Origin of the sequence: Nocardia sp. NPDC058658, from assembly GCF_042716665.1 — a bacterium.
GTDB lineage: Bacteria > Actinomycetota > Actinomycetes > Mycobacteriales > Mycobacteriaceae > Nocardia.
This window is the reverse complement of sequence record NZ_JBHXRR010000038.1, coordinates 12917-32493: the sequence shown is the minus strand read 5'-3', so window position 1 is coordinate 32493 and position 19577 is coordinate 12917. Positions and strand designations below refer to the sequence as shown.

The window sequence follows — 19577 nt, the reverse complement described above, 5'->3', positions numbered from 1 at the left end:
ACGCCCGGAGGCGGCAGCTTGCGTCACGACGCAGGGCGCCCGAGCATGCCAGGAGGGCACAGCATGAGTAGGACTTCGGTGATCGTCACGGCCGTGCTCGCGGTCGCGGTGATCGAGGTGGCGCTGGTGCGGCTGGATCGTGACTCGGTGTTGCTCGCGGTCGCCGTGCCGGTGGCCGTGGCACTGGCGATGCTGGTCTGGTCGTTGCGCCACAGGGTGATTCGTGAGGAACCGCTCACCGAGTACATCGACAACGGTCCGGCCGAGATGCTCGGCCGCTGGCACGCGCGCGCCGAGATGCTCGCCGCCCGCGCCGACGGCACCCGCGCCGACTGGGACCGCCACCTGCGTCCGCTGTTGGCCAAAGAGTTCGAATTGTCCACTGGGTTGAGGGTTTCGAAGAATCGCCGGGCCACCGAGGCCGCCGGTCAGCTGCAGTTCGGTCCTGAACTGTGGCGCTGGGTGGATCCGGCGAACTCCGCGCTGCGCGATCAAACCGGTCGCGCACCGGGCAGGGAGGCGCTGGACGAGATCCTGCGCCGTTTGCAGACGATGTGAGGGGTTAGAGGCCACCGATGACAATGCCGTTGAACGTGACCGTCCAGCGCTCCGATGCCGTACTGCGTGAGCTGGGCCGAGTCATTGTCGGCAAGCGAGATGAGATGCAGCTCATCATGATTGCCGTACTGGCCGGAGGGCACGTACTCATCGAGGACCTGCCCGGGCTCGGAAAGACCTTGATCGCAAGGTCTTTCGCGGCCGCGCTCGGACTCGATTTCACCCGCGTGCAGTTCACGCCCGATCTACTGCCCGCCGACCTGCTGGGTTCGACGATCTACGACATGGCGTCGGGCCGGTTCAACTTCCGTCGCGGTCCGGTGTTCACCAATGTGCTGCTCGCCGACGAGATCAACCGCACCCCGCCCAAGACCCAGGCGGCGCTGCTGGAGGCGATGGCGGAGGGTCAGGTGAGCATCGACGGCGAAACCTTCCTGCTGCCACAGCCTTTCGTCGTGCTGGCCACCGACAACCCGATCGAGTACGAGGGCACCTACCCGCTGCCCGAGGCGCAGCTCGACCGGTTCGCCATCCAGCTGCGCCTCGGCTACCTCTCCGAGGCCGACGAGACGCAGATGATCCGGCGCAGGCTCGAACGTGGTTCCACCGCACCGCAAGTCGGCCAGGTGGTCGACGCGCAGGGGCTGATGGAAATGCGCCAGTCGGTCGAGTTCGTCACCGTGCATCCCGATGTCGTGAGTTACGTGGTGGCGCTCGCCTCGGCGACCCGCAGTCACCCGCAGGTCGAGGTCGGTGCCAGCCCGCGTGCCGAGCTGGATCTGGTGCAGATGTCGCGTGCTCGCGCACTGCTGCTCGGTCGCGATTACGTGATCCCGGAGGACGTGAAAGCGCTTGCGGTGGCCGCGATGTCGCATCGCATCACCCTGCGCCCGGAGATGTGGGTCCGCCGCATCCGCGGTGAGGACGTGATCACCGAACTACTCCGCCGGCTACCGGTGCCCCGCGCCACCAGCACATGAAGCATCGCGACGAATCCAGAACGGTCGAGGTCGACCTCCGGTGGCGGCCCGCGCCGCTGGTGTTCATCCTGGCCGGTTGCGCCGCGGCGGCGCTGGTCGTCGCGGTGCTGCTCGGGCAGTGGCAGCTGGTCGTCTTCGCCGCCCCCATGCTCGGTGTGCTCGCCACCGCGCCGTGGCAGCAGGCCCCGACCAGGATCCAGGTCGACGGCAGCGGCACCGTGCGTTGCTTCGAGAACGAGCAGATCAGTTGCAACGCTGTCGCTTTCGTCGAGACCGGGCACGCACTGCTGCGGATGACGGCTGTCCGGATGCCCGGTCTGGAACTCGAGGTCGCCGAAGCCCATGACTCCGGTGGCGCACCTGCGGGGATGGAACTGAGCCTCTCGGCGACCCGCTGGGGGCGTTATCCGGTGCAGGTGAAGGTGTCGGCGCTGAGTCCCGCCGGGCTCGCGGTCGCGACGACCGAGTTGCCCGCGGCCAAGCTCTACGTCTATCCCATCGCCGACCCGCAGCGAATGCGCTTGCCGCGCACCGAACTTCCCGACCGCATCGGCACCCACCTGACCCGCCGCCACGGCCCCGGCGTCGAATACGCCGACATCCGCGCCTACACGCCGGGCGACCAACTGCGCGCCGTCAACTGGCCGGTGAGCGCGCGCCGCGGCAGGCTCTACGTCACCCAGCGCTTCACCAACCGCTCCGCCGACGTGGTCGTCCTGGTCGACACCTCCCTGCAGGCACCCGGCCCGGCCAGCGCTTCGCTGGAACTCTCGGTCCGTGGCGCGGCCCAGGTGGTGCAGTCGACCCTGCAGTCCGGCGACCGCACCGCCGTCGTCTGCCTCGGCGAATCCCCCCGCTGGCTGCGCCCCGACATCGGCCGCAGGCAGTTCTATCGCATCGTCGACACCGTCCTCGGCGTCGGCGACGAACACGTCGAGACCACCGGCACCCTCGCACCGCACGCCGCCGTCCCGATCGGCGCGATCGTGGTCGCTTTCTCCACCCTGCTCGACACCCAATTCGCGCTGTCCCTGATCGACCTGCGCAAACGCGGCCACGTGGTCGTCGCCGTCGATGTCCTGCGCGGGACCCCGTTCGAGGAGGGCCTCGACCCGACCATGGCCAAGATGTGGCAGCTCGAACGCGCCTCGATGTACCGCGACATGGGCACCGTCGGCGTCGACATCATCCCCTGGCCCGAGGGCACCCGCCTCGACCAGGCCATGCGCCTGCTTCCCGAACACCGCCGAGCCGTCCGGGTGCGCCGATGACGAGATTTCTTGCCCTGCTGGCCGGCCTGCTCCTGGTCGCCGCCGTCGCGCTGATCAACCCGATCGCCGGTGTGGCGGGTCTCGCGCTGGTCATCGCGAGCTGGTGGTGGCGGCCCGCTTCGGTCGGCGCGGTCCTGGTCACGATCGCCGCGTTGGCGTTCTCCGACGTGGGTGTAATAGCCGCAGCCGCAACAGGTCTGGTCGCGACCACCTTTCTGCTGAACGCCGCCGTCCTGCATGCCCCCGAAGGCGTCGTTCCCACCACGATCCCCTCGGTCGGCGGCGCGGTCCTGTTCACCATCGCCGCCGCGACCGCGGCCTGGGTGCCCGTCGAACTGATCTGGGCACCGTTGGCCGCGCCCATCCTCGTCGTCGCGATCTACGCCCTCCTGGTGAGCGGCCTCTCGGCCAAGGGCCCGACCGTCGAAGAGATACCCCTCGACGAGGACGCGGTCACGCGGGGTCTTTGACCAGCACCGCCCGGGTGTAGAGCAGCGCGAAGCCTTGCGCCTGGGCATTGCGCTGGGACTTCGAGCCGGGCTGGGTGGTGATGACCGCCAGCTCACAGTCGGCCGCGGCCGCCGCATTGAGCCGGGTCGAGAGCAGCGCTGTCTGGACGCCGTTTCGGCGATGAGCGGGCAGTGTTGCCGCCCCGGTGAGAGCGGCGATGCCGTCGCTCATGCGCAGACTGGCGCCGCCGGCGGGCACTCCCGCGCGATAGGCCAAGTAGCGGTGGGTGTCGCCGGCGGCGGCCATGTCTCGGATGACGGTGGCGAGGATGTCACGAGGGAATTCCTCGTGGGCGGGCACTCCCTCGTCGTCAGGGTGGGCGAAGCCGTCGACGACGACATCGAGCCAGATGTCGACGCTGTTCTCGTCATCGCAACGCACCTCGACCGACTGCGGAACCGGCCACGCCCGCCCGCCCACCCGCATACCGAGCACGTTTTCGAACGAGGCCAGCTGATACCCACGCGCGGTCAGTGCGGCCCCGATCCGTGGGTCGGCAAGATGCGCCAACTCCACCTGAACCGGCGCCCCCACTTCGGCATAAGCCGCTTCGACCGCCGCCCACTGCGCGGCCGACGGCACCCCGCCGAACCCGACCCCCACCACCTTGTTCAACGGGGAATTCGCCCCCGCGAAACACGCTGCGCCACCGGCGATCTCCTGCGAGAACCCGCCGACCGACGAGCTCCCCACCCGCACCCCACCGACAATGGCCCCGGTCTCCATCCGCTCGATCCGCCCGGCCATCTCGGTATCGCAGAACAATCCCGTCGATTCCTCGCTCATGAGCCAGTTATATCGCCCCTGTCCACCGAGTTTCGGCAACTAGCTCTCAGGCCGCCACGGAACCCGCCCATTGCCGTCGCCGGTGGGCGTCCGGTCCTCCGACCAGTCCCACAGCGGCTGCAGCGATTCGGCGAGCAGCGCGCCCTCGGTGGTGAGTTCATAGGCGCCGCGCGGCCCGTTCTTGCGGATCAGCGCGCCCGGGCGGGCACCGAGGCGGTCGCCGACGGCCACACGTATTTCGTGGGCGGAGACGACTACCTCGCTGCCGGTGCGCTCACGCGGTGACGGAGGCTTCGCGCTGGAGTTCCAGGGCGATGTCGATGAGTTGGTCTTCCTGGCCGCCGACGAGCTTGCGTTTGCCTGCGCGGACGAGCATTTCGGCTGCGGAGACGCCATAGCGTTCGGCTTGGCGTTCGGCGTGCTTGAGGAAGCTGGAGTACACGCCCGCGTAGCCCATCATCAGCGATTGCCGGTCGAGCAGGCATTCCTGGGGCATGGCGGGGCGGACGACGTCTTCGGCGGCGTCGGCGATGGCGAAGAAGTCGACGCCGGTTCTGATGCCGAGTTTGTCGGCGACGCCGACGAAGGCTTCGACGGGGGTGTTGCCCGCGCCCGCGCCGAAGCGGCGGGTGGAGCCGTCGATCTGGGTGGCACCCGCGCGGACGGCGTAGACGGAGTTGGCGACGGCGAGGCCGAGGTTCTCGTGGCCGTGGAAGCCGACCTGGGCATCGGTACCGAGCTCAGCGACGACGGCGGCGACACGGTCGGAAACCTGTTCCAGCACAAGCGCTCCGGCGGAGTCGACGATGTACACGCACTGGCAACCGGCGTCGGCCATGATGCGTGCCTGCTCGGCGAGTACTTCTGGCGGCTGCGTGTGCGACATCATCAGGAAGCCAACGGTTTCCAGGCCGAGATCGCGGGCGTAGCCGAAGTGCTGGATGGAGACGTCGGCCTCGGTGCAGTGGGTGGCGATGCGGCAGATCGAGGCGCCGTTGTCCTGGGAGATCTTGATGTCTTCTTTGACACCGACACCGGGCAGCATGAGAAACGCGATCTTCGCATCGCGCGCCGTCTCGGCAGCGATCGTGATCAGCTCCTGCTCAGGGGTTTTGGAAAACCCATAGTTGAACGAGGAACCGCCGAGGCCGTCACCGTGGGTGACTTCGATGACCGGCACACCCGCACCGTCGAGCGCGGCGACGATGTCGCGTACCTCGGTGGTGGTGAACTGGTGGCGCTTGTGATGGGAGCCGTCACGCAGCGAGGTGTCGGTGATGCGAATATCGAGTTCTGTTGAATAGACCATGGTTTCACAAGCTCCTTACACCCGGGCCGAGAGGATCTGACCGGCGATGACCTCGCCGACCTTGGTCGCGGCGGCAGTCATGATGTCGAGATTGCCCGCGTACGGCGGCAGAAAGTCACCCGCACCCTCCACCTCGACGAACACCGAAACCTTCGCCAGCCCACCGGAAACCACCGACGGTTCGTCGAACTGCGGTTCGTTGAGCAACCGGTAACCGGGCACGTACTGCTGGATATCGGCGACCATCTGATGGATGGAGGCGGTGATCGCCTCGTGGTCGGCGTCTTCGGGGATGGCGCAGAAGATGGTGTCGCGCATGATCATCGGCGGTTCGGCCGGGTTCAAGATGATGATCGCCTTGCCGCGCTGAGCACCACCGATGGTTTCGACACCACGGCTGGTGGTCTTGGTGAACTCGTCGATATTGGCGCGAGTGCCAGGACCCGCGGACACCGACGACACCGAGGCGACGATCTCGGCATAGGCGACCGGAACAACACGCGACACTGCGGCGACGATCGGGATCGTGGCCTGTCCGCCGCAGGTGATCATGTTGACGTTCGGCGCGTCGAGCAGCGAGGCCAGGTTCACCGGCGGCACCACAGCGGGCCCGACAGCGGCGGGTGTGAGGTCGACGGCGCGAATCCCGAGTTCGGCATACCGGGGCGCGGCGGCGCGATGCACATAGGCCGAGGTCGCCTCGAACACCATGTCCGGCTTCTCCTCTCGCGCGAGCAGCCAGTCGACCCCCTCGGCGGAGGTTTCCAGCCCGAGCCCGCGCGCCCGCTTCAACCCTTCACTCTCCGGGTCGATACCGATCATCCAGCGCGGCTCGATGGACTCCGACCGCAACAGTTTGTAGAGCAGGTCGGTGCTGATATTGCCGGATCCGACGATCGCGGCGGTGACGGAACCGTTGGACACGGTCGGCCTCCTCGGTGGCAGTTTTCAGGTGAAAGACAAACGGACAGAACCGAGTCCGGTGAACTCGGCGAGGAAGTCGTCACCCGGTCGGGCGTCGATGGCGCGCGTGCAGGAACCGGGCAACACGATGTCGCCCGCCTTCAACCGCACCCCGAACCCGGCGACCTTGCGAGCCAGCCAGGCAACCGCGATCAACGGATCACCGAGCACCGCGTCGCTTCGACCCTCCGCGACAACCTCACCGTTGCGGGTGAGCACGGCGTCGATCGCGGTGATGTCGATATCTTCCGGGGCGACGCGTTGCTTGCCGAGCACCCAACCGGCCGACGACGCGTTGTCGGAAATCGTGTCGGCCAGCCCGATCTTCCACTCGGTGATCCGCGAATCGATCAACTCGATCGCGGGTGCGTAAGCCACGGTCGCGGCCAGCACGTCGGCCTCGGTGCAGTCCGCACCGGGCAGATCGGCGCCGAGCACGAACCCGACCTCGACCTCCACCCGCGGCAGCAGGAACTCGGTGGTGTCGACAGGAACGTCCTCGAAGACCTCCATATCGGCGAGCAGATGACCGTAGTCGGGCTCGTCGACCCCCATCATCTGCTGCATCGCCTTCGACGACAGCCCCACCTTGTGCCCGATCACCCTGGCCCCGGAGCGCAACCGGCGCTGAATGTTGAGCAACTGGATCTCGTAGGCGTCGACCACGTCGATCTCCGGGTGTCGCGCGACGAGCGGGGCCACAGCCACGCGGTCGTTTTCGGCGCGAGCCAGTTCATCGGCGAGCTCGGAACGCAGCGCGTCGGACAGCACGCGGACCTCCTAGACGAATATCGGCCGAGTGGCCTCGGCTTGACATCAAAACTGTAACGGGTTGTCGAAGTGAATATCGGCCCTTCGTCCAGACAACATAGCGCAAAACGGACGACTTTCTGTAACGTGTTCTACATGAGTGATCGGGAATATGATGTCGTGGTCGTCGGCAGCGGCGCCGCCGGGATGACCGCCGCGCTCGCCGCAGCCCACAAGGGACTGAGCGTGGTTGTGCTGGAGAAGGCCGCGCACTACGGCGGGTCGACGGCCCGATCCGGCGGTGGCGTCTGGATTCCGGGCAACAAGGCGCTGCTCGCCTCGGGCCGCCCCGACGACCGCGAGGACGCGCGCACCTACCTGCACAGCATCATCGGCGACGTGGTGCCCGCCGAGAAGATCGACACCTACCTCGATCGCGGCGCCGAGGCATTCGACTTCGTCCTCGACCACACCCCACTGAAGATGAACTGGGTGCCGGGCTACTCCGACTACTACCCGGAAGCGCCGGGCGGTCGCGGCGCCGGAAGGTCTTGTGAGCCTAGGCCGTTCAACGCCAAGGTCCTCGGCGCCGAACTGGTGAACCTGGAACCGCCCTACGCCAAGGCGCCGCTCAATGTCGTGGTCACGCAGGCGGACTTCGTGCGGCTCAACCTGATTCGCCGCCACCCCAAGGGCATGATGCGAGCCTTGCGCGTCGGCGCACGCACCTACCTGGCCAAGTGGACCGGCAAGCATCTACTCGGCATGGGCCAGGCCATCATCGCCGCCATGCGCAAGGGGCTGCTCGACGCCGGCGTCCCGGTGCTGCTCAACACCCCGCTCACCGACCTGGTCGTCACCGACGGCAAGGTCACCGGAGTCGAAGCCACCGTCGACGGCAAGCTGGTCGTCTTCACCGCACGCTACGGCGTGGTACTCGGCAGCGGCGGCTTCGAGCACAACGCCGACCTGCGCGCCAAGTACCAGCGTCAGCCGATCACCACCGAGTGGACCACCGGCGCCGCCGCCAATACCGGCGACGGCATCGTCGCGGGCATGGCCGCGGGCGCGACGGTCGGTTTCATGGAGGACGCCTGGTGGGGCCCGACGATCTTCAAGGGCGGCAAGCCCTGGTTCGCACTGGCCGAGCGCAACCTGCCCGGCACCATCATGGTCAACGACCGGGGCGAACGGTTCGGCAACGAATCGGCCCCCTACGTCGAGGCGGTGCACACCATGTACGGCGGCGCGCACGGCCAGGGCCCCGGCCCCGGCGCGAACATTCCCGCTTGGCTGGTGTTCGACCAGCGCTACCGCAACCGCTACATCTTCGCGGGACTCCAACCGGGACAGCGCTTTCCGGCGCGCTGGATGGAGAACGACAACATCGTCAAGGCCGACACCATCGCAGAACTGGCCGACCGTATCGGCGTCCCCGTCGACAACCTCACCGCGACGATCGAACGCTTCAACGGCTTCGCCACCGCGGGCAAGGACGAGGACTTCGGCCGCGGCGACAGCCACTACGACCGCTACTACGGCGACCCCACCGTGAAACCGAACCCCTGCCTGGCTGAACTCTCCCAAGGCCCGTTCTATGCCGCGAAAATGGTCCCCGGCGACCTCGGCACCAAGGGCGGCCTCGTCACCGACACCGCGGGCCGCGTTCTGCGCGAAGACAATTCCGTCATCGAAAACCTCTACGCCGCAGGCAACACCAGCTCCCCGGTCATGGGCCACACCTACGCGGGCCCCGGCGCCACCATCGGCCCCGCCATCACCTTCGCCTACCTGGCTGTCCTCGACATCGTCGCGAAGAAGACCGAGAAGGCGAACGCGTGAGCGTGAGCCCGACGATCACCCTCGGCTACCTCGCGGTGCTCAACGTCTCGACGAACGAGTCGGCGGACGAGGCAGCAGGATGAGCGGCACTTTCGTGCGATCGCCGCTGAAAGCCGCATTCGCCAACCATGTGCGCGGCGACGATCTCGGTCGAGCGGCGCCGACTCGGGTGCCGGTGACGCACCGAACGAACTCAGACCGCTCTCCCGACGCGCAGGAGTAATCATGCCTATCGACCTTGCGACCGCGCTCGGCGCGGAACTGCCCGCCCGTGAGTTCAGCTGGACCCCCACCGATGTCCAGCTCTACCACCTCGGCCTCGGCGCGGGCGCCCGCCCGACCGACCGAGCCGAGCTGGCCTACCTCAACGACCGAACCCCCCAGGTCCTGCCGACCTTCGCGACGGTCGTCCCGACCCTCGGCGAAACCGAGCCGCCGCGAGTGAGCTTCCCCGGCATCGAAATCGACCTCGCCAAGGTCGTACACGGCCACCAGGAAGTGTTGGTACACAAGCCGATTCCCCCCACCGGCAAGGCGGTCTCGGTCGGTCGCATCGCCGAGATCTGGGACAAGGGCGCCAACGCGGTAATCGTTCAGGAGCACACCGTCACCGGGTCCGACGGTGAGCCCCTGTGGACGGTGCGTTCCTCGATCTTCGCCAAGGGCGAAGGCGGCTTCGGCGGCGAACGCGGCCCGAGCGCGCGCACCGAACTGCCCGACCGCGCCCCCGACGCCGCGCTGCTCACCCCCACCCTGCCCCAACAGGCGCTGCTCTACCGCCTCTCCGGCGACCGCAACCCCCTGCACTCGGACCCCGAATTCGCCCGTGGCGCAGGCTTTCCCGCCCCGATCCTGCACGGCCTGTGCACCTACGGCACCGTCTGCAAAGCCATCACCGACGCACTACTCGACAGCGACGCGAACCGGGTCGGCGGCTTCCGCGCCAAATTCGCCGGCGTCCTCTACCCGGGCGAAACCCTGCGCACCAAGGTATGGCGCGAAGGCGACGAGCTGATGGCGGTCGTCACAGTGGTCGAACGAGACGACGCACCTGTCCTCAACGACGTGACCCTGTACATCGCTTGAGGACTGCCGTCACGGCTCGAGGGCTGCCAGCAGAGTGTGGGCCGCGCCGATGGCCTGTTCGGTGCGCACGGGATCGACTACTTCTTGCAGGTGGAATGCCCAGTGTGCCTCGAACAGGCACGCGAGCCCGTAGGCGGTGACGGCGACGCGATCGGGCGGGGCGGTGGGGAACGCGTCGGCGAGTTGGCGTTCGAGTTCGGGTAGCCACCGCTCGGTCCACAACTGCCGAAGGCACTGCCGGACAACCTGATCCCGTACCGCGAGGTGTACCAGCTCGCTCCAGACGACGAGGTCGTCGCGGTTTTCGTAGGCTCCCGGCGCGAACATCCTGTGCACTCGGTCGTCGATCGACCCCCCGGTGCCCAGCCGCAATTGCGTGTCACCGTATGCGGCGACGGCGTCGGTGACGAACGCCTGCATGAGCCCGTCTCTGCTGCCGAAATAGTGCAACACCAGCGTGCGCTGCACCCCGGCCGCCGCGGCCACCCGCGACAGCGTCGTACTGGCGAAACCATCGGCCGCGACGACGGAATGCGCGGCCCGCAGGATCTGACCGATGCGCTCCTTGGCCTTGCTCGGGCGGCCGACTTTATTTACTGTCATGATGGTAAATATATTCGAAGAGGAGGCAGTCATGCGAGTTCTCGCGCTGGGTGGGGCAGGGGAGATGGGCCGGGTCGCCGCGCGCATCATGCACGGCGACGACCGGGTGACCGCTCTGACGATCGCCGACCGCGACGGGGTGGCGGCGCGCGCATTCGCCGACGAATTGGGCGCCACCGCGCGTCGACTCGACGTCACCGACGGTCCGGCGCTTGCGGCCGCGATGGGCGAGGCCGACCTGGTGGTGAACACCGTCGGCCCGTACTTCCGCTTCGGTCCGCCGATTCTGGCAGCGGCGATCGCCGCGCGCTGCGACTACATCGACATCTGTGACGATCCGCAGCCGACCCTGGAAATGCTGGACATGGACGGGCAGGCGCGAGCAGCGGGTGTGACAGCGCTGGTCGGCATGGGCGCCAGCCCCGGCATCGCCAATCTGCTCGCCGTGCTGGCGGGGCGGGAACTCGACCGAGTCGACTCCGTGATCACCGGCTGGAACATTCACTCCGCTCACACCGAACCGGCCGGCCCGGGCGCGACCGCGGCCGTGGTGCACGGCATGGCGCAGATCGCCGGCGACATCCCGGTCGTTCGCGACGGCGTGCGCACCCAGCGTCCGGCGTTGGAACGGATGCGCGTCGACTATCCGGGACTCGGGACCGGCGAAGGCCGCAGCTTCGGTCACCCGGAAGCGATCACGGTTTCCCGAGCCTTCCCCGAACTCCGCGACGCGACGACGGTGGTCGTCGGCGACCGCGCGACCTCGGCCGCCCTGCTGGCATTGCGCTGGGTGATGGGCAAGCGTCTGTTGACGCTCGATCAGGCGGCCGCGCTGGCTTCCCGGGTGGAACGACTCCTGCCCGCCGACCCGGCGAAACTGATCACCGCAGGCGGCCTGCCGCCCCTCTTCGCCACCGCGACCGGCGTGCGCGAGGGAATCACCGCGACCGCAGCCACGGCGCTGTGCCAGGTCCCCGGCATCGGCATGGCCGACAATACCGGCGTCCCATTGGCGGTCGCGGCGCTGCTCGGGTCGAAAAGCCCAGGCGTACACACACCGGAGACGCTGCTCGATCCGCACGAGTTCTTCGCCGCGTTCGCCCCGCACTGTCTCGGGGCACCGAACCCGGCCGCGATGACGGTCACCACTCGCAGTTGGTCAACCGAGAAGGACAACACCGCAGCACTGTCGTCCGCGTTGCTGACGGCACTGCTCACCACGAAATGAACTGACGGCCCGATGAATTCGACAGCGGCGGGCCGAGCGCCGGTCGGACTGGTTCACAACCAGGTGTCGAGGCTGGTGGTGGTGAGGAAGTGGTCGAGGTCCGCGCGCCAGGGGGCGGGGGTGGTTTTGTCGGGTTCGATGCCGGTGTATTGGCCGCGGTAGAAGAGCAGGGGGCGGCCGGCGGTGGTGGCTGATTCGGAGAGGGCGTGAACGCGGCCGATGACGATGTAGTGGTCGCCACCGTCCACTACGGAGTCGACGGTGCATTCGACGGTGGCGAGCGAGTCGTCGAGTGCAGGTACACCGAATTTGGATGTGCGCCAACCGACTCCGGCGAACTTGTCGGGTTCGCGGGAACCGAAGCGGGCACAGACCGGTTGCTGTTCCTCGGAGAGGACGTTCACGCAGAACTTGCCCGCCGCCTCGATCGCCGCCCACGAGCGCGAGCCCTTGGTGGGGCAGAACAGGACCAGCGGTGGGTCGAGGGAGAGGGCGGCGAAGGACTGGCAGGCGAAGCCGATGGGTTCGCCGTCCGGATCCAGCGCGGTGATCACGGTGATGCCGGTGCAGAACTGTCCCAGTACGGTGCGGAACTGCCTGCCGTCGATCTGTTCGGTCATGTCCTTCGCCGCCGTTCCTATTGCTGCTTGAATCCGACAGTGAAGTCGTGACCCCACAGGCTCACCGCGGTCGATTCGCGGGCGACCCAGTCGTGGTCGTCGACTTCCAGTCCCTCACAACCGAATTCGATGTCGAAGCCGCCGGGTGTCTTCATGTAGAAGGACAGCATCTTGTCGTTGATGTGCCTGCCGAGGGTGGCCGACATCTTCACCTTCTTGCGATAGGCGCGGTCGAGGCACAGGCCGACGTCGTCGGAGTTCTCGACCTCGACCATGAGGTGCACGATGCCGGTCGGATTCGGCAGCGGCAGAAACGCCAGCGCGTGGTGGCGCGGGTTGCAGCCGTAGAACCGCAGCCAGGCCGGGTCGCCGTCGGCGGCACGACCAACCATCTGCGGTGGCAGCCGCATGGAATCGCGCAGCCGGAAGCCGAGGACGTCCTGGTAGAACGCCTGCGCCGCGGCATCGTCGGTGCAGGTCAGCACCACGTGGCCGAGGCCCTGTTCAGCGGTGACGAACTTGTGGCCGTAGGGACTCACGAAGCGACGGCCGAGGTATTGCGCGCCGTAGAACGCCTCGAGGGTGTTCCCGGACGGGTCCTGGAATCGGATCATGCCCTCGACGCGACGCTCACCCAACTCGTCCTTGGTGCCTTCGGTGAAGGCCACCCCTGCCTTAGCCAAGGTCTCGCGCAACTGCTGCAGTCCGCGGGCGTCGGTGACTTCCCAGCCCGAGACCAGTAGTCGGTCCTGCTCTCCGGGCACGATCACCAGCCGCGCGGCGAAATCGTCCATCCGCAGGTAGAGCGCATCGGGATTCAGCCCGGTGCCCTCCATCATGCCGAGCACCTTGAGGCCGTACTCGCGCCAGGCCGCCATGTCGGTGGCCTCGATGCGCATGTAGCCGAGGGCACGAATACTCATCACTTCTCCCCGAGGAAATCGACCGTGAGCCGGTTGAACTCGTCGAACTTCTCCAGCTGTGCCCAATGTCCGCAGCCACCGAACACATGCAGTTGGACGCGTGGGATCACCTTGGTAGCTACGAGCGCGCCGTCCAAAGGGTTCACTCGATCTTCCCGGCCCCAGATCAACAGCACCGGCTGACGCAGCTTGTACGCGTCGCGCCAGAGCATCCCCTTCTCGAAATCGGCACCGGCGAAGGACTTGCCCATCGCCCGCATCGCCGCCAGCGATTCCGGGGTGCTGGCCAGCGCGAACCGCTCGTCGATCAGCTCGTCGGTGACCAGCGACTGATCGAAGACCATGATCCGCAGGAACTTCTCCAGGTTGTCCCTGGTCGGTTCGTAGGTGAACTTCGAGAGCAGCTTCACGCCCTCGGTGGGGTCGGGTGCGAACAGGTTGGTGCTCAGTCCGCCCGGCCCCATCAGCACGAGTTTTCCTGCGCGCGTGGGGTGATCGAGCGCGAACCGCACCGACGCGCCGCCGCCGAGGGAGTTGCCGAGCAGGTGCACGCGTTCGGTGATCTCGAGGTGATCGAGCAGTGCGAGCAAAGCCTCGGAGCTGTGTACGAAGTACTGGGGATGATCAAGAGGCTTGTCGGACTTGCCGTATCCCGGCTGATCGGGCGCGATCACGTGAAAGTGCTGCGCCAGCACGGGGATATTGCGGGCGAAGTTCGACCAGGCCGAAGCGCCGGGTCCGCCGCCGTGCAACAGCACGATCGTCGGCCCGCTACCGGCCTCGTGATAGTGCAGCTTCAGTGAGGGGGTGACCTGCGCGAAGCGCGAGGTCGATTCGTAGGTGAGTTCAGCGGTCTGGGTCATCGGTGGCACCCTTCGGCGGTGACCTGCGCCGCGGTCGATTCGACGGTGAGTTCAGAAGTCCGGTTCATCGGCTACACCATGGCGTCGGTGACGGGCAGCCCGAACTCGTGCGTGCCGTACATGACGTAGGCGCGCTCGGGATCGTTGGCCGCGTGCACCCGCCCGGCGTGCGCATCGCGCCAGAAGCGTTGCAGCGGTGTGCCATTGGCCAGAGCGGTCGCGCCGGAGGACTCGAAGAGCTTGTCGATCGACGCGATCACCCGACCGGTCGACCGCACCTGATCGCGCCGGGCCCGCACCCGCAGATCGAACGGCACCTCCTCGCCGGCCAGCAGCAGCGCGTACTCCTCGGCGACATTGCCCGACAGCTGACGCCACGCGGCGTCGATATCGCTGGCCGCCTCGGCCACCCGCACCTTGGCGAACGGATCGTCCTTGGCGTTCTCACCGGCGTAGGCCGCGCGCACCCGCTTGCCCTGATGCTCGACGTGCGCCTCGTAGGCGCCGTAACCCATGCCGACAATCGGCGCGGAGATCGTGGTGGGATGCACGGTGCCCCACGGCATCTTGTACACGGCATCGGTGTTCTGCTCGAGCCCGGGCGCACGACCCTCGCTCATCGCACGGAAGCTCAGGAACCGGTGCGACGGCACGAAAACGTCTTCGACGACAACGGTATTGGAGCCGGTGCCACGCAGGCCGACGACGTTCCACACGTCATCGATGCGGTAGTCCGAACGCGGGATCAGGAAGCTGCCGAAGTCGACCGGCTTGCCGTTCTTGATCACCGGCCCGCCGAGAACCGCCCAGGTCGCGTGGTCCGAACCCGAGGACCAGGCCCACGAGCCGCGCACGATGTACCCACCGTCGACAGCCTGTCCGGCACCCATCGGCGCGTACGACGACGAGATGCGCACATCGGTGTCCTCGCCCCAAACATCCTGCTGCGCTTGCTGATCGAACAGCGCGAGGTGCCAGTTGTGCACCCCGATGATGCCCGCCACCCAGCCGGTGGAACCACACGCGCTGGCGATCTTGCGCACGCTGTCGTAGAACACCACCGGGTCAGCGGCATGGCCGCCCCACTGCGTGGGCTGGAGCAGCCGGAAGAAACCGGTCTCCTGCAGCGCCTTCATGGATTCCTCGGGAATGCGGCGCAGGTCCTCGGCCTCCTGCGCGCGTTCACGCAGCGTCGGCAGCAGTGCCTCGACCCGCATCGTCACTTCTTGCGTCATTTGGGAGCCCGCTCCTGCCTGTGTCAGATCGACAACCGGTTCTATTCGCCTCTGAGATTAGAACAGGTTCTCATTTCTGTCGAGAAGATCGCCCTACCTCGGATATAACAGGGGTCAACGGAGAACTTCGCTGGATAACTGGCGTGAAGCGGCTCTGTTTTGTAACGTGTTCTAGTGAACGAGGAGGGTTCGATATGGCAGGCAAGGTGAGGGAACTCGATGTCGGCGCACCGCCGACGCGGTTCGCGCGGGGCTGGCACTGTGTAGGCCTGGCGTCGACGTTCCGTGACGGCAAACCACACGCGGTCGAGATCTTCGGTACCAAGCTCGTCGTCTGGACCGATACCGACGACCAGATCCGCGTGCTCGACGCCTATTGCAGGCACATGGGCGGCGACCTGAGCATGGGCACGGTGAAGGGCGACGACATCGCCTGCCCGTTCCACGACTGGCGCTGGGGCGCGAGCGGTAAGTGCACCGCGATTCCGTACGCGCGCCGCGTTCCGCCGCTGGCCCGCACCAGGAAGTGGACCACCCTGGAACGCAACGGTCAGCTGTTCGTCTGGCACGACCACGAGGGCAACGAGCCCCCCGCCGAGGTCACGATCCCGCACATCGAGGGCCCGTACACCGACGCGCAGGGCAACCCCACCGAGACCCACAACAGCGCCTGGACCGACTGGACCTGGAACTCGCTGCTCATCGAGGGCGCCAACTGCCGCGAGATCATCGACAACGTCGTGGACATGGCGCACTTCTTCTACATCCACTACGCCTTCCCGACGTACTTCAAGAACGTCTTCGAAGGCCATGTGGCGACGCAGTTCCTGGAGACCAAGGGCCGCCCCGACATCGGCATGGCGGCCAAGCACGGCGGTGACACGCTGCTGAAATCGGAGGCGTCCTACTTCGGACCGTCCTACATGATCAATCCGCTGATCAACATCTACAGCGGCTACGAGATCAAGGTCCAGCTGATCAACTGCCACTACCCGGTCAGCCAGGATTCGTTCGTGCTGCAGTGGGGCCTGACGGTCGAGAAGCCGAAGGGCATCCCCGACGACGCCGCGCAGAAGCTGGCCCAGACGATGACCAAGTTCTTCGGCGACGGCTTCCTGCAGGACGTGGAGATCTGGAAGCACAAGTCCAAGGTCGAGAACCCGCTGCTCTGCGAGGAGGACGGCCCGGTCTACCAGCTGCGCCGCTGGTACGAGCAGTTCTACGTCGACGTCGCCGATGTCACCGAGAAGATGACCCAGCGCTTCGAATTCGAGGTCGACACGACCAAGGCGAATCAGGCGTGGGAGGCCGAGGTGGCGGAGAACCTGCGCCGCAAGGCCGAATCCGAGGAAGCGGGCGTCTGATATGAGCTCGAGCGAGCCGCAAAGGTCCGGCGATCCGTCGCGGCTCGCTTCTGCCGAGCCCGGGTCGGGTGAGTCCTCGCAGGGGCCTCGCCCGACCTGGGCCAAAGCACCCGATTTCGCTGATCGGCCTGCCCTGCGGGCGGCGGTCCGGGCGCAAACCGTGGTCGACAAACAGCACTACCTCGACACGGGTCTGACGCCGCTGCGGTGTCAGTCCTGTTCGGCGCAGGTGCTGGTACGTAAGTCGAGTGCGCACCAGACTTCGGTGCAGTGGACCGAACGGCCCGACGCGCACTGCCCGGTTTTCGCGCAGTTGTCCGAACACGGTGCGCGGCCGGGTAGGCCGGAATCGTGTCCGTCACTGGAGAAGTCGATCAAGTGGGCGGTCGACGAGGGCGTGCTCGACGTCGGTGAATAGTCAGCTGAACGGCGTGTGCGGGCGGTCCTGTAGTACTCCGTCGAGGTAGATGTCGACCTTCTCGTTGTAGAAGCATGCCAGCCCGGCGACCTTCTGGCTCTCCGGCAGCGGCGTGCGATAGATCCACACGACGTCGGCGTGCTCGGAATCGCCGATCTGGACATTCCAGTAGTCGGCGGTGCCCTTGTACGGGCAACTGGTGTGCGTGTCCGACGGGGCCAGAAGATCCATCCTGACATCGGTCAGCGGCAGGTAATACCTTGCGGGCAAACCGGTTTCGAACAGGATGCGCGGCGCATGCGAATCCGCGACGGTCACCCCGTCGATCTCCACCCGCACGTGCCGGGAGCTACCCAGAATGTCCACGCGCGCATAGGGGTCGCGCGGGTGCACGAAGATCTGCTCGTCCTCTTCGAACCAGTCGAACGCGGCGATATCCAGTCGCACAGCATCTTTGAGCTCCGACAGCGGAGAGTCGAGATAGCGCAGCGCCGCACCCTCTGCGCGCAGGCCGTCTACCGCCACGTCGTAGCCCGTCGCGTCGCCGCGGCTGGGGGAGTGCTCGGTGATCCCGTTCGGGTCCAGGTCGGCGCGCACATCGGTCAGCGGCACGTAGTAGGTCGGGTAGTAAGGGACTTCCCAGACCAGCAGCGGCCGCAACGTGTCGGCCACCAGTTTCCCGCGCAGGTAGGCCCGCACCCGCTTCTGTCCGGTCTCCACCTTGACGCGCCCGCGTCGGTCGTCGGTCATGCCATCGACGCTACCCCCGCGCGCCGTCGGTGTCCGTTCCGGGATTCACCGGCGTAATCACGCAATCCGGCCCCGCAGAATCAGAATACTGACTGGAACTCGACGAATTGCGTGATTACGCCGGAGGAAGGCCGCTGATGGACGGGCCTATTACGCGACAACGGCCGGGCGGCGGGCCGTGCCGAACAGTTCGGCGGTGGCGTGGGCTCGTTTGAAGTAGAGGTGCGCGTCGTGTTCCCAGGTGATGGCGATGCCGCCGTGCAGCTGGATGGTCTCGGCGGCCACCGCGGAGAACGCCTCGGTGCAATGCGTGCGCGCGACCCAGACGTCCTCGGCGGCGGAGGGGCTGTTCTCGGCGACGGCTTGCGCGGCGGCGAGCGCGGCCGATTCGGCGGACTCGACCAGCACGTACATGTCGGCCATTCGATGCTTGAGGGCCTGAAAGCTGCCGATCGGCCGGCCGAACTGCACCCGCGAGGCCGTGTATTCGACGGTCATCTCGAGGCACCGCCGTGCAGCACCCACTTGCTCGGCTGCCAGTGCTGCCCAAGCGATCTCGCGCAATCGCTTGCGTAAATCGCCAGCAGCGCCCGTCTTCCCTGCAGACGCCGCTCGCTCGGTGGGGTGCGTTGGGTCATAGGGCGCAGCTCGCTCGCTGCTGGGTGCGGGTGTCGGGTCGCCGAGGGCGATATCGGAGGTTCCATTCGTGGGCGCGGGGCCGAGCCTGGTGGCGGGGGTGTTGGTGAAGGTGATGGTGGCGAGCCTGCGGGTGGGGTCGAGTGCGGGGGTCGGGGCGATGGTGACGCCGGGGGCTTTCGCTGTTGTCTCGAACAATCCGTCGTCGGTGAGTACCAACAGCAGGTCGGCCTGCGCGCCGTGCAGCACGTAATGGACTGTGCCATTGAGGTTTCCGTTGGTCACCACGGCCCCGGCAGAATCCCACCCCCGGGCATCGGCCCAGCACAGGGCGGCCATCCGTGATCCGTCCGCCAAGTCCGGCAGCAGTCGCGCACAAGCCTGCTCATCGCCCGACAACAACACCGCCTGCACCCCGAGCACCGCCGACCCGAGCATCGGCACCCCGCTGAGTACCCGCCCCAAGTCGCCGACAACCATGAGCGATTCGACCAACCCGGCCCCCGCGCCGCCCCATTCCTCCGGCACCGCGAGTGCGGCCACCCCGACCTGCTCACACAGCATCCGCCACAACTTCGGGTCGTACCCGAGGTCGGATTCCATCGCGGTACGCAGCGCGGCCGAGGTGGCGTGCTTGCCGAGCAGGGCCCGGATGGAAGCCCGGAATTCGAGCAGTTCATTCGATGTCATGGGAGTTCCTTACAGGGCTCGGCGCTGGCGGCCGGATCTTCGGAGAAGGTGGGGAGTGCGTCGGCTGCGGTTCGGCGCCGATCCGGAGCACACCTGCGGCGGGTGCTCCAGCTATCGGCGTCCCGTGATGTGGGCCCCCGCTGGATCGTTGAAACTGGCCGACGCGTTCCACCGGCGCCCGAGCAGCGGACG

General features: G+C 67.0%; 21 protein-coding genes. 9 read left to right on the top strand and 12 right to left on the bottom strand.

The annotated features are described in order from the left end of the window. Positions 1 to 63 precede the first annotated feature (63 nt). From ACFWUP_RS30470 to ACFWUP_RS30455, 4 genes are read left to right on the top strand one after another with little or no spacing between them, the layout of a single operon-like run. Positions 64 to 558: a hypothetical protein gene (locus tag ACFWUP_RS30470; RefSeq protein ID WP_379239428.1), complete on the top strand. Its 495-nt coding sequence runs from the start codon at positions 64 to 66 to the stop codon at positions 556 to 558. A gap of 17 nt (positions 559 to 575) precedes the next feature. After that, positions 576 to 1538 (top strand): AAA family ATPase, encoded by a 963-nt coding sequence (locus ACFWUP_RS30465; protein ID WP_379239427.1) that lies wholly within the window; start codon positions 576 to 578, stop codon positions 1536 to 1538. After that, positions 1535 to 2809, top strand: a complete 1275-nt coding sequence (locus tag ACFWUP_RS30460) for a DUF58 domain-containing protein (protein WP_379239426.1) — start codon at positions 1535 to 1537, stop codon at positions 2807 to 2809. The genes ACFWUP_RS30465 and ACFWUP_RS30460 overlap by 4 nt, the downstream gene beginning before the upstream one ends. Further along, a complete protein-coding gene (locus ACFWUP_RS30455) occupies positions 2806 to 3279 on the top strand; it encodes a hypothetical protein (protein ID WP_379239425.1) in 474 nt (157 codons plus the stop codon). Before ACFWUP_RS30460 ends, ACFWUP_RS30455 begins: the two co-directional genes overlap by 4 nt. Here ACFWUP_RS30455 and ACFWUP_RS30450 read toward each other — a convergent pair. From ACFWUP_RS30450 to ACFWUP_RS30430, 5 genes are read right to left on the bottom strand one after another with little or no spacing between them, the layout of a single operon-like run. Beyond that, positions 3263 to 4084: a GNAT family N-acetyltransferase gene (locus ACFWUP_RS30450; protein WP_379239432.1), complete on the bottom strand. Its 822-nt coding sequence runs from the start codon at positions 4082 to 4084 to the stop codon at positions 3263 to 3265. The two genes, ACFWUP_RS30455 and ACFWUP_RS30450, sit on opposite strands and share 17 nt — an antisense overlap. A 60-nt stretch (positions 4085 to 4144) precedes the next feature. After that, positions 4145 to 4336 (bottom strand): hypothetical protein, encoded by a 192-nt coding sequence (locus ACFWUP_RS30445; RefSeq protein WP_379239424.1) that lies wholly within the window; start codon positions 4334 to 4336, stop codon positions 4145 to 4147. Positions 4337 to 4379: 43 nt separating this feature from the next. Then, positions 4380 to 5414 carry a 4-hydroxy-2-oxovalerate aldolase gene (gene dmpG, locus ACFWUP_RS30440; protein WP_379239423.1) on the bottom strand — a complete coding sequence of 345 codons (1035 nt, stop codon included), beginning with the start codon at positions 5412 to 5414 and terminating at the stop codon, positions 4380 to 4382. A gap of 15 nt (positions 5415 to 5429) precedes the next feature. Further along, positions 5430 to 6338: an acetaldehyde dehydrogenase (acetylating) gene (locus ACFWUP_RS30435; protein ID WP_379239422.1), complete on the bottom strand. Its 909-nt coding sequence runs from the start codon at positions 6336 to 6338 to the stop codon at positions 5430 to 5432. A 24-nt stretch (positions 6339 to 6362) separates the two neighbouring features. Continuing rightward, complete coding sequence (locus tag ACFWUP_RS30430) at positions 6363 to 7148, bottom strand: 2-keto-4-pentenoate hydratase (protein WP_379239421.1); 786 nt, start codon at positions 7146 to 7148, stop codon at positions 6363 to 6365. Positions 7149 to 7274: 126 nt separating this feature from the next. Here ACFWUP_RS30430 and kstD point away from each other — a divergent pair, with 126 nt between their 5' ends. Both kstD and ACFWUP_RS30420 read left to right on the top strand, forming a co-directional pair. After that, positions 7275 to 8969 (top strand): 3-oxosteroid 1-dehydrogenase, encoded by a 1695-nt coding sequence (gene kstD / locus ACFWUP_RS30425; protein WP_379239420.1) that lies wholly within the window; start codon positions 7275 to 7277, stop codon positions 8967 to 8969. A 225-nt stretch (positions 8970 to 9194) separates the two neighbouring features. Beyond that, positions 9195 to 10055 (top strand): MaoC/PaaZ C-terminal domain-containing protein, encoded by an 861-nt coding sequence (locus ACFWUP_RS30420; protein WP_379239419.1) that lies wholly within the window; start codon positions 9195 to 9197, stop codon positions 10053 to 10055. A gap of 9 nt (positions 10056 to 10064) precedes the next feature. Here ACFWUP_RS30420 and ACFWUP_RS30415 read toward each other — a convergent pair whose 3' ends face one another. Then, on the bottom strand, positions 10065 to 10658 hold the full coding sequence (locus tag ACFWUP_RS30415; RefSeq protein WP_379239418.1) for a TetR/AcrR family transcriptional regulator: 594 nt from the start codon (positions 10656 to 10658) through the stop codon (positions 10065 to 10067). A gap of 31 nt (positions 10659 to 10689) precedes the next feature. Between ACFWUP_RS30415 and ACFWUP_RS30410 the strand changes: the two genes are divergently transcribed. Further along, positions 10690 to 11886, top strand: a complete 1197-nt coding sequence (locus ACFWUP_RS30410; RefSeq protein WP_379239417.1) for a saccharopine dehydrogenase family protein — start codon at positions 10690 to 10692, stop codon at positions 11884 to 11886. Between the two features lie 53 nt (positions 11887 to 11939). Here ACFWUP_RS30410 and hsaB read toward each other — a convergent pair whose 3' ends face one another. The 4 genes from hsaB to hsaA all read right to left on the bottom strand — a co-directional run bounded on the left by hsaB (position 11940) and on the right by hsaA (position 15527). Continuing rightward, a complete protein-coding gene (hsaB, locus tag ACFWUP_RS30405) occupies positions 11940 to 12506 on the bottom strand; it encodes a 3-hydroxy-9,10-secoandrosta-1,3,5(10)-triene-9,17-dione monooxygenase reductase subunit (RefSeq protein WP_379239416.1) in 567 nt (188 codons plus the stop codon). 17 nt (positions 12507 to 12523) lie between these two features. Continuing rightward, a complete protein-coding gene (gene hsaC / locus ACFWUP_RS30400) occupies positions 12524 to 13432 on the bottom strand; it encodes an iron-dependent extradiol dioxygenase HsaC (protein ID WP_379239415.1) in 909 nt (302 codons plus the stop codon). Next, complete coding sequence (hsaD, locus tag ACFWUP_RS30395; protein WP_379239414.1) at positions 13429 to 14292, bottom strand: 4,5:9,10-diseco-3-hydroxy-5,9,17-trioxoandrosta-1(10),2-diene-4-oate hydrolase; 864 nt, start codon at positions 14290 to 14292, stop codon at positions 13429 to 13431. The genes hsaC and hsaD overlap by 4 nt, the downstream gene beginning before the upstream one ends. A 71-nt stretch (positions 14293 to 14363) precedes the next feature. After that, positions 14364 to 15527: a 3-hydroxy-9,10-secoandrosta-1,3,5(10)-triene-9,17-dione monooxygenase oxygenase subunit gene (gene hsaA / locus ACFWUP_RS30390; RefSeq protein WP_379239413.1), complete on the bottom strand. Its 1164-nt coding sequence runs from the start codon at positions 15525 to 15527 to the stop codon at positions 14364 to 14366. 194 nt (positions 15528 to 15721) lie between these two features. On the opposite strand from hsaA, the gene ACFWUP_RS30385 reads away from it, so the two are divergent. Beyond that, positions 15722 to 16891, top strand: a complete 1170-nt coding sequence (locus ACFWUP_RS30385) for a Rieske 2Fe-2S domain-containing protein (RefSeq protein WP_379239412.1) — start codon at positions 15722 to 15724, stop codon at positions 16889 to 16891. Position 16892: 1 nt separating this feature from the next. Next, positions 16893 to 17309 carry a hypothetical protein gene (locus tag ACFWUP_RS30380; protein WP_379239411.1) on the top strand — a complete coding sequence of 139 codons (417 nt, stop codon included), beginning with the start codon at positions 16893 to 16895 and terminating at the stop codon, positions 17307 to 17309. On the opposite strand, the gene ACFWUP_RS30375 is transcribed toward ACFWUP_RS30380, so the two are convergent. Both ACFWUP_RS30375 and ACFWUP_RS30370 read right to left on the bottom strand, forming a co-directional pair. Beyond that, entirely contained in the window at positions 17310 to 18059 is a 750-nt protein-coding gene (locus ACFWUP_RS30375; protein ID WP_379239410.1) for a DUF427 domain-containing protein, read from the bottom strand. Between the two features lie 150 nt (positions 18060 to 18209). Further along, positions 18210 to 19385 (bottom strand): acyl-CoA dehydrogenase family protein, encoded by a 1176-nt coding sequence (locus ACFWUP_RS30370; protein WP_379239409.1) that lies wholly within the window; start codon positions 19383 to 19385, stop codon positions 18210 to 18212. Positions 19386 to 19577 lie beyond the last annotated feature (192 nt).

Bases quoted from the DNA above. Each gene is read 5' to 3' on its own strand.
- ACFWUP_RS30470 (WP_379239428.1), top strand. From the start codon at position 64: ATGAGTAGGACTTCGGTGATCGTCACGGCCGTGCTCGCGGTCGCGGTG.
- ACFWUP_RS30465 (WP_379239427.1), top strand. From the start codon at position 576: ATGACAATGCCGTTGAACGTGACCGTCCAGCGCTCCGATGCCGTACTG.
- ACFWUP_RS30460 (WP_379239426.1), top strand. From the start codon at position 1,535: ATGAAGCATCGCGACGAATCCAGAACGGTCGAGGTCGACCTCCGGTGG.
- ACFWUP_RS30455 (WP_379239425.1), top strand. From the start codon at position 2,806: ATGACGAGATTTCTTGCCCTGCTGGCCGGCCTGCTCCTGGTCGCCGCC.
- dmpG (WP_379239423.1), bottom strand. From the start codon at position 5,414: ATGGTCTATTCAACAGAACTCGATATTCGCATCACCGACACCTCGCTG.
- ACFWUP_RS30420 (WP_379239419.1), top strand. From the start codon at position 9,195: ATGCCTATCGACCTTGCGACCGCGCTCGGCGCGGAACTGCCCGCCCGT.
- ACFWUP_RS30415 (WP_379239418.1), bottom strand. From the start codon at position 10,658: ATGACAGTAAATAAAGTCGGCCGCCCGAGCAAGGCCAAGGAGCGCATC.
- ACFWUP_RS30410 (WP_379239417.1), top strand. From the start codon at position 10,690: ATGCGAGTTCTCGCGCTGGGTGGGGCAGGGGAGATGGGCCGGGTCGCC.
- hsaB (WP_379239416.1), bottom strand. From the start codon at position 12,506: ATGACCGAACAGATCGACGGCAGGCAGTTCCGCACCGTACTGGGACAG.
- hsaD (WP_379239414.1), bottom strand. From the start codon at position 14,292: ATGACCCAGACCGCTGAACTCACCTACGAATCGACCTCGCGCTTCGCG.
- hsaA (WP_379239413.1), bottom strand. From the start codon at position 15,527: ATGACGCAAGAAGTGACGATGCGGGTCGAGGCACTGCTGCCGACGCTG.
- ACFWUP_RS30385 (WP_379239412.1), top strand. From the start codon at position 15,722: ATGGCAGGCAAGGTGAGGGAACTCGATGTCGGCGCACCGCCGACGCGG.
- ACFWUP_RS30380 (WP_379239411.1), top strand. From the start codon at position 16,893: ATGAGCTCGAGCGAGCCGCAAAGGTCCGGCGATCCGTCGCGGCTCGCT.
- ACFWUP_RS30375 (WP_379239410.1), bottom strand. From the start codon at position 18,059: ATGACCGACGACCGACGCGGGCGCGTCAAGGTGGAGACCGGACAGAAG.
- ACFWUP_RS30370 (WP_379239409.1), bottom strand. From the start codon at position 19,385: ATGACATCGAATGAACTGCTCGAATTCCGGGCTTCCATCCGGGCCCTG.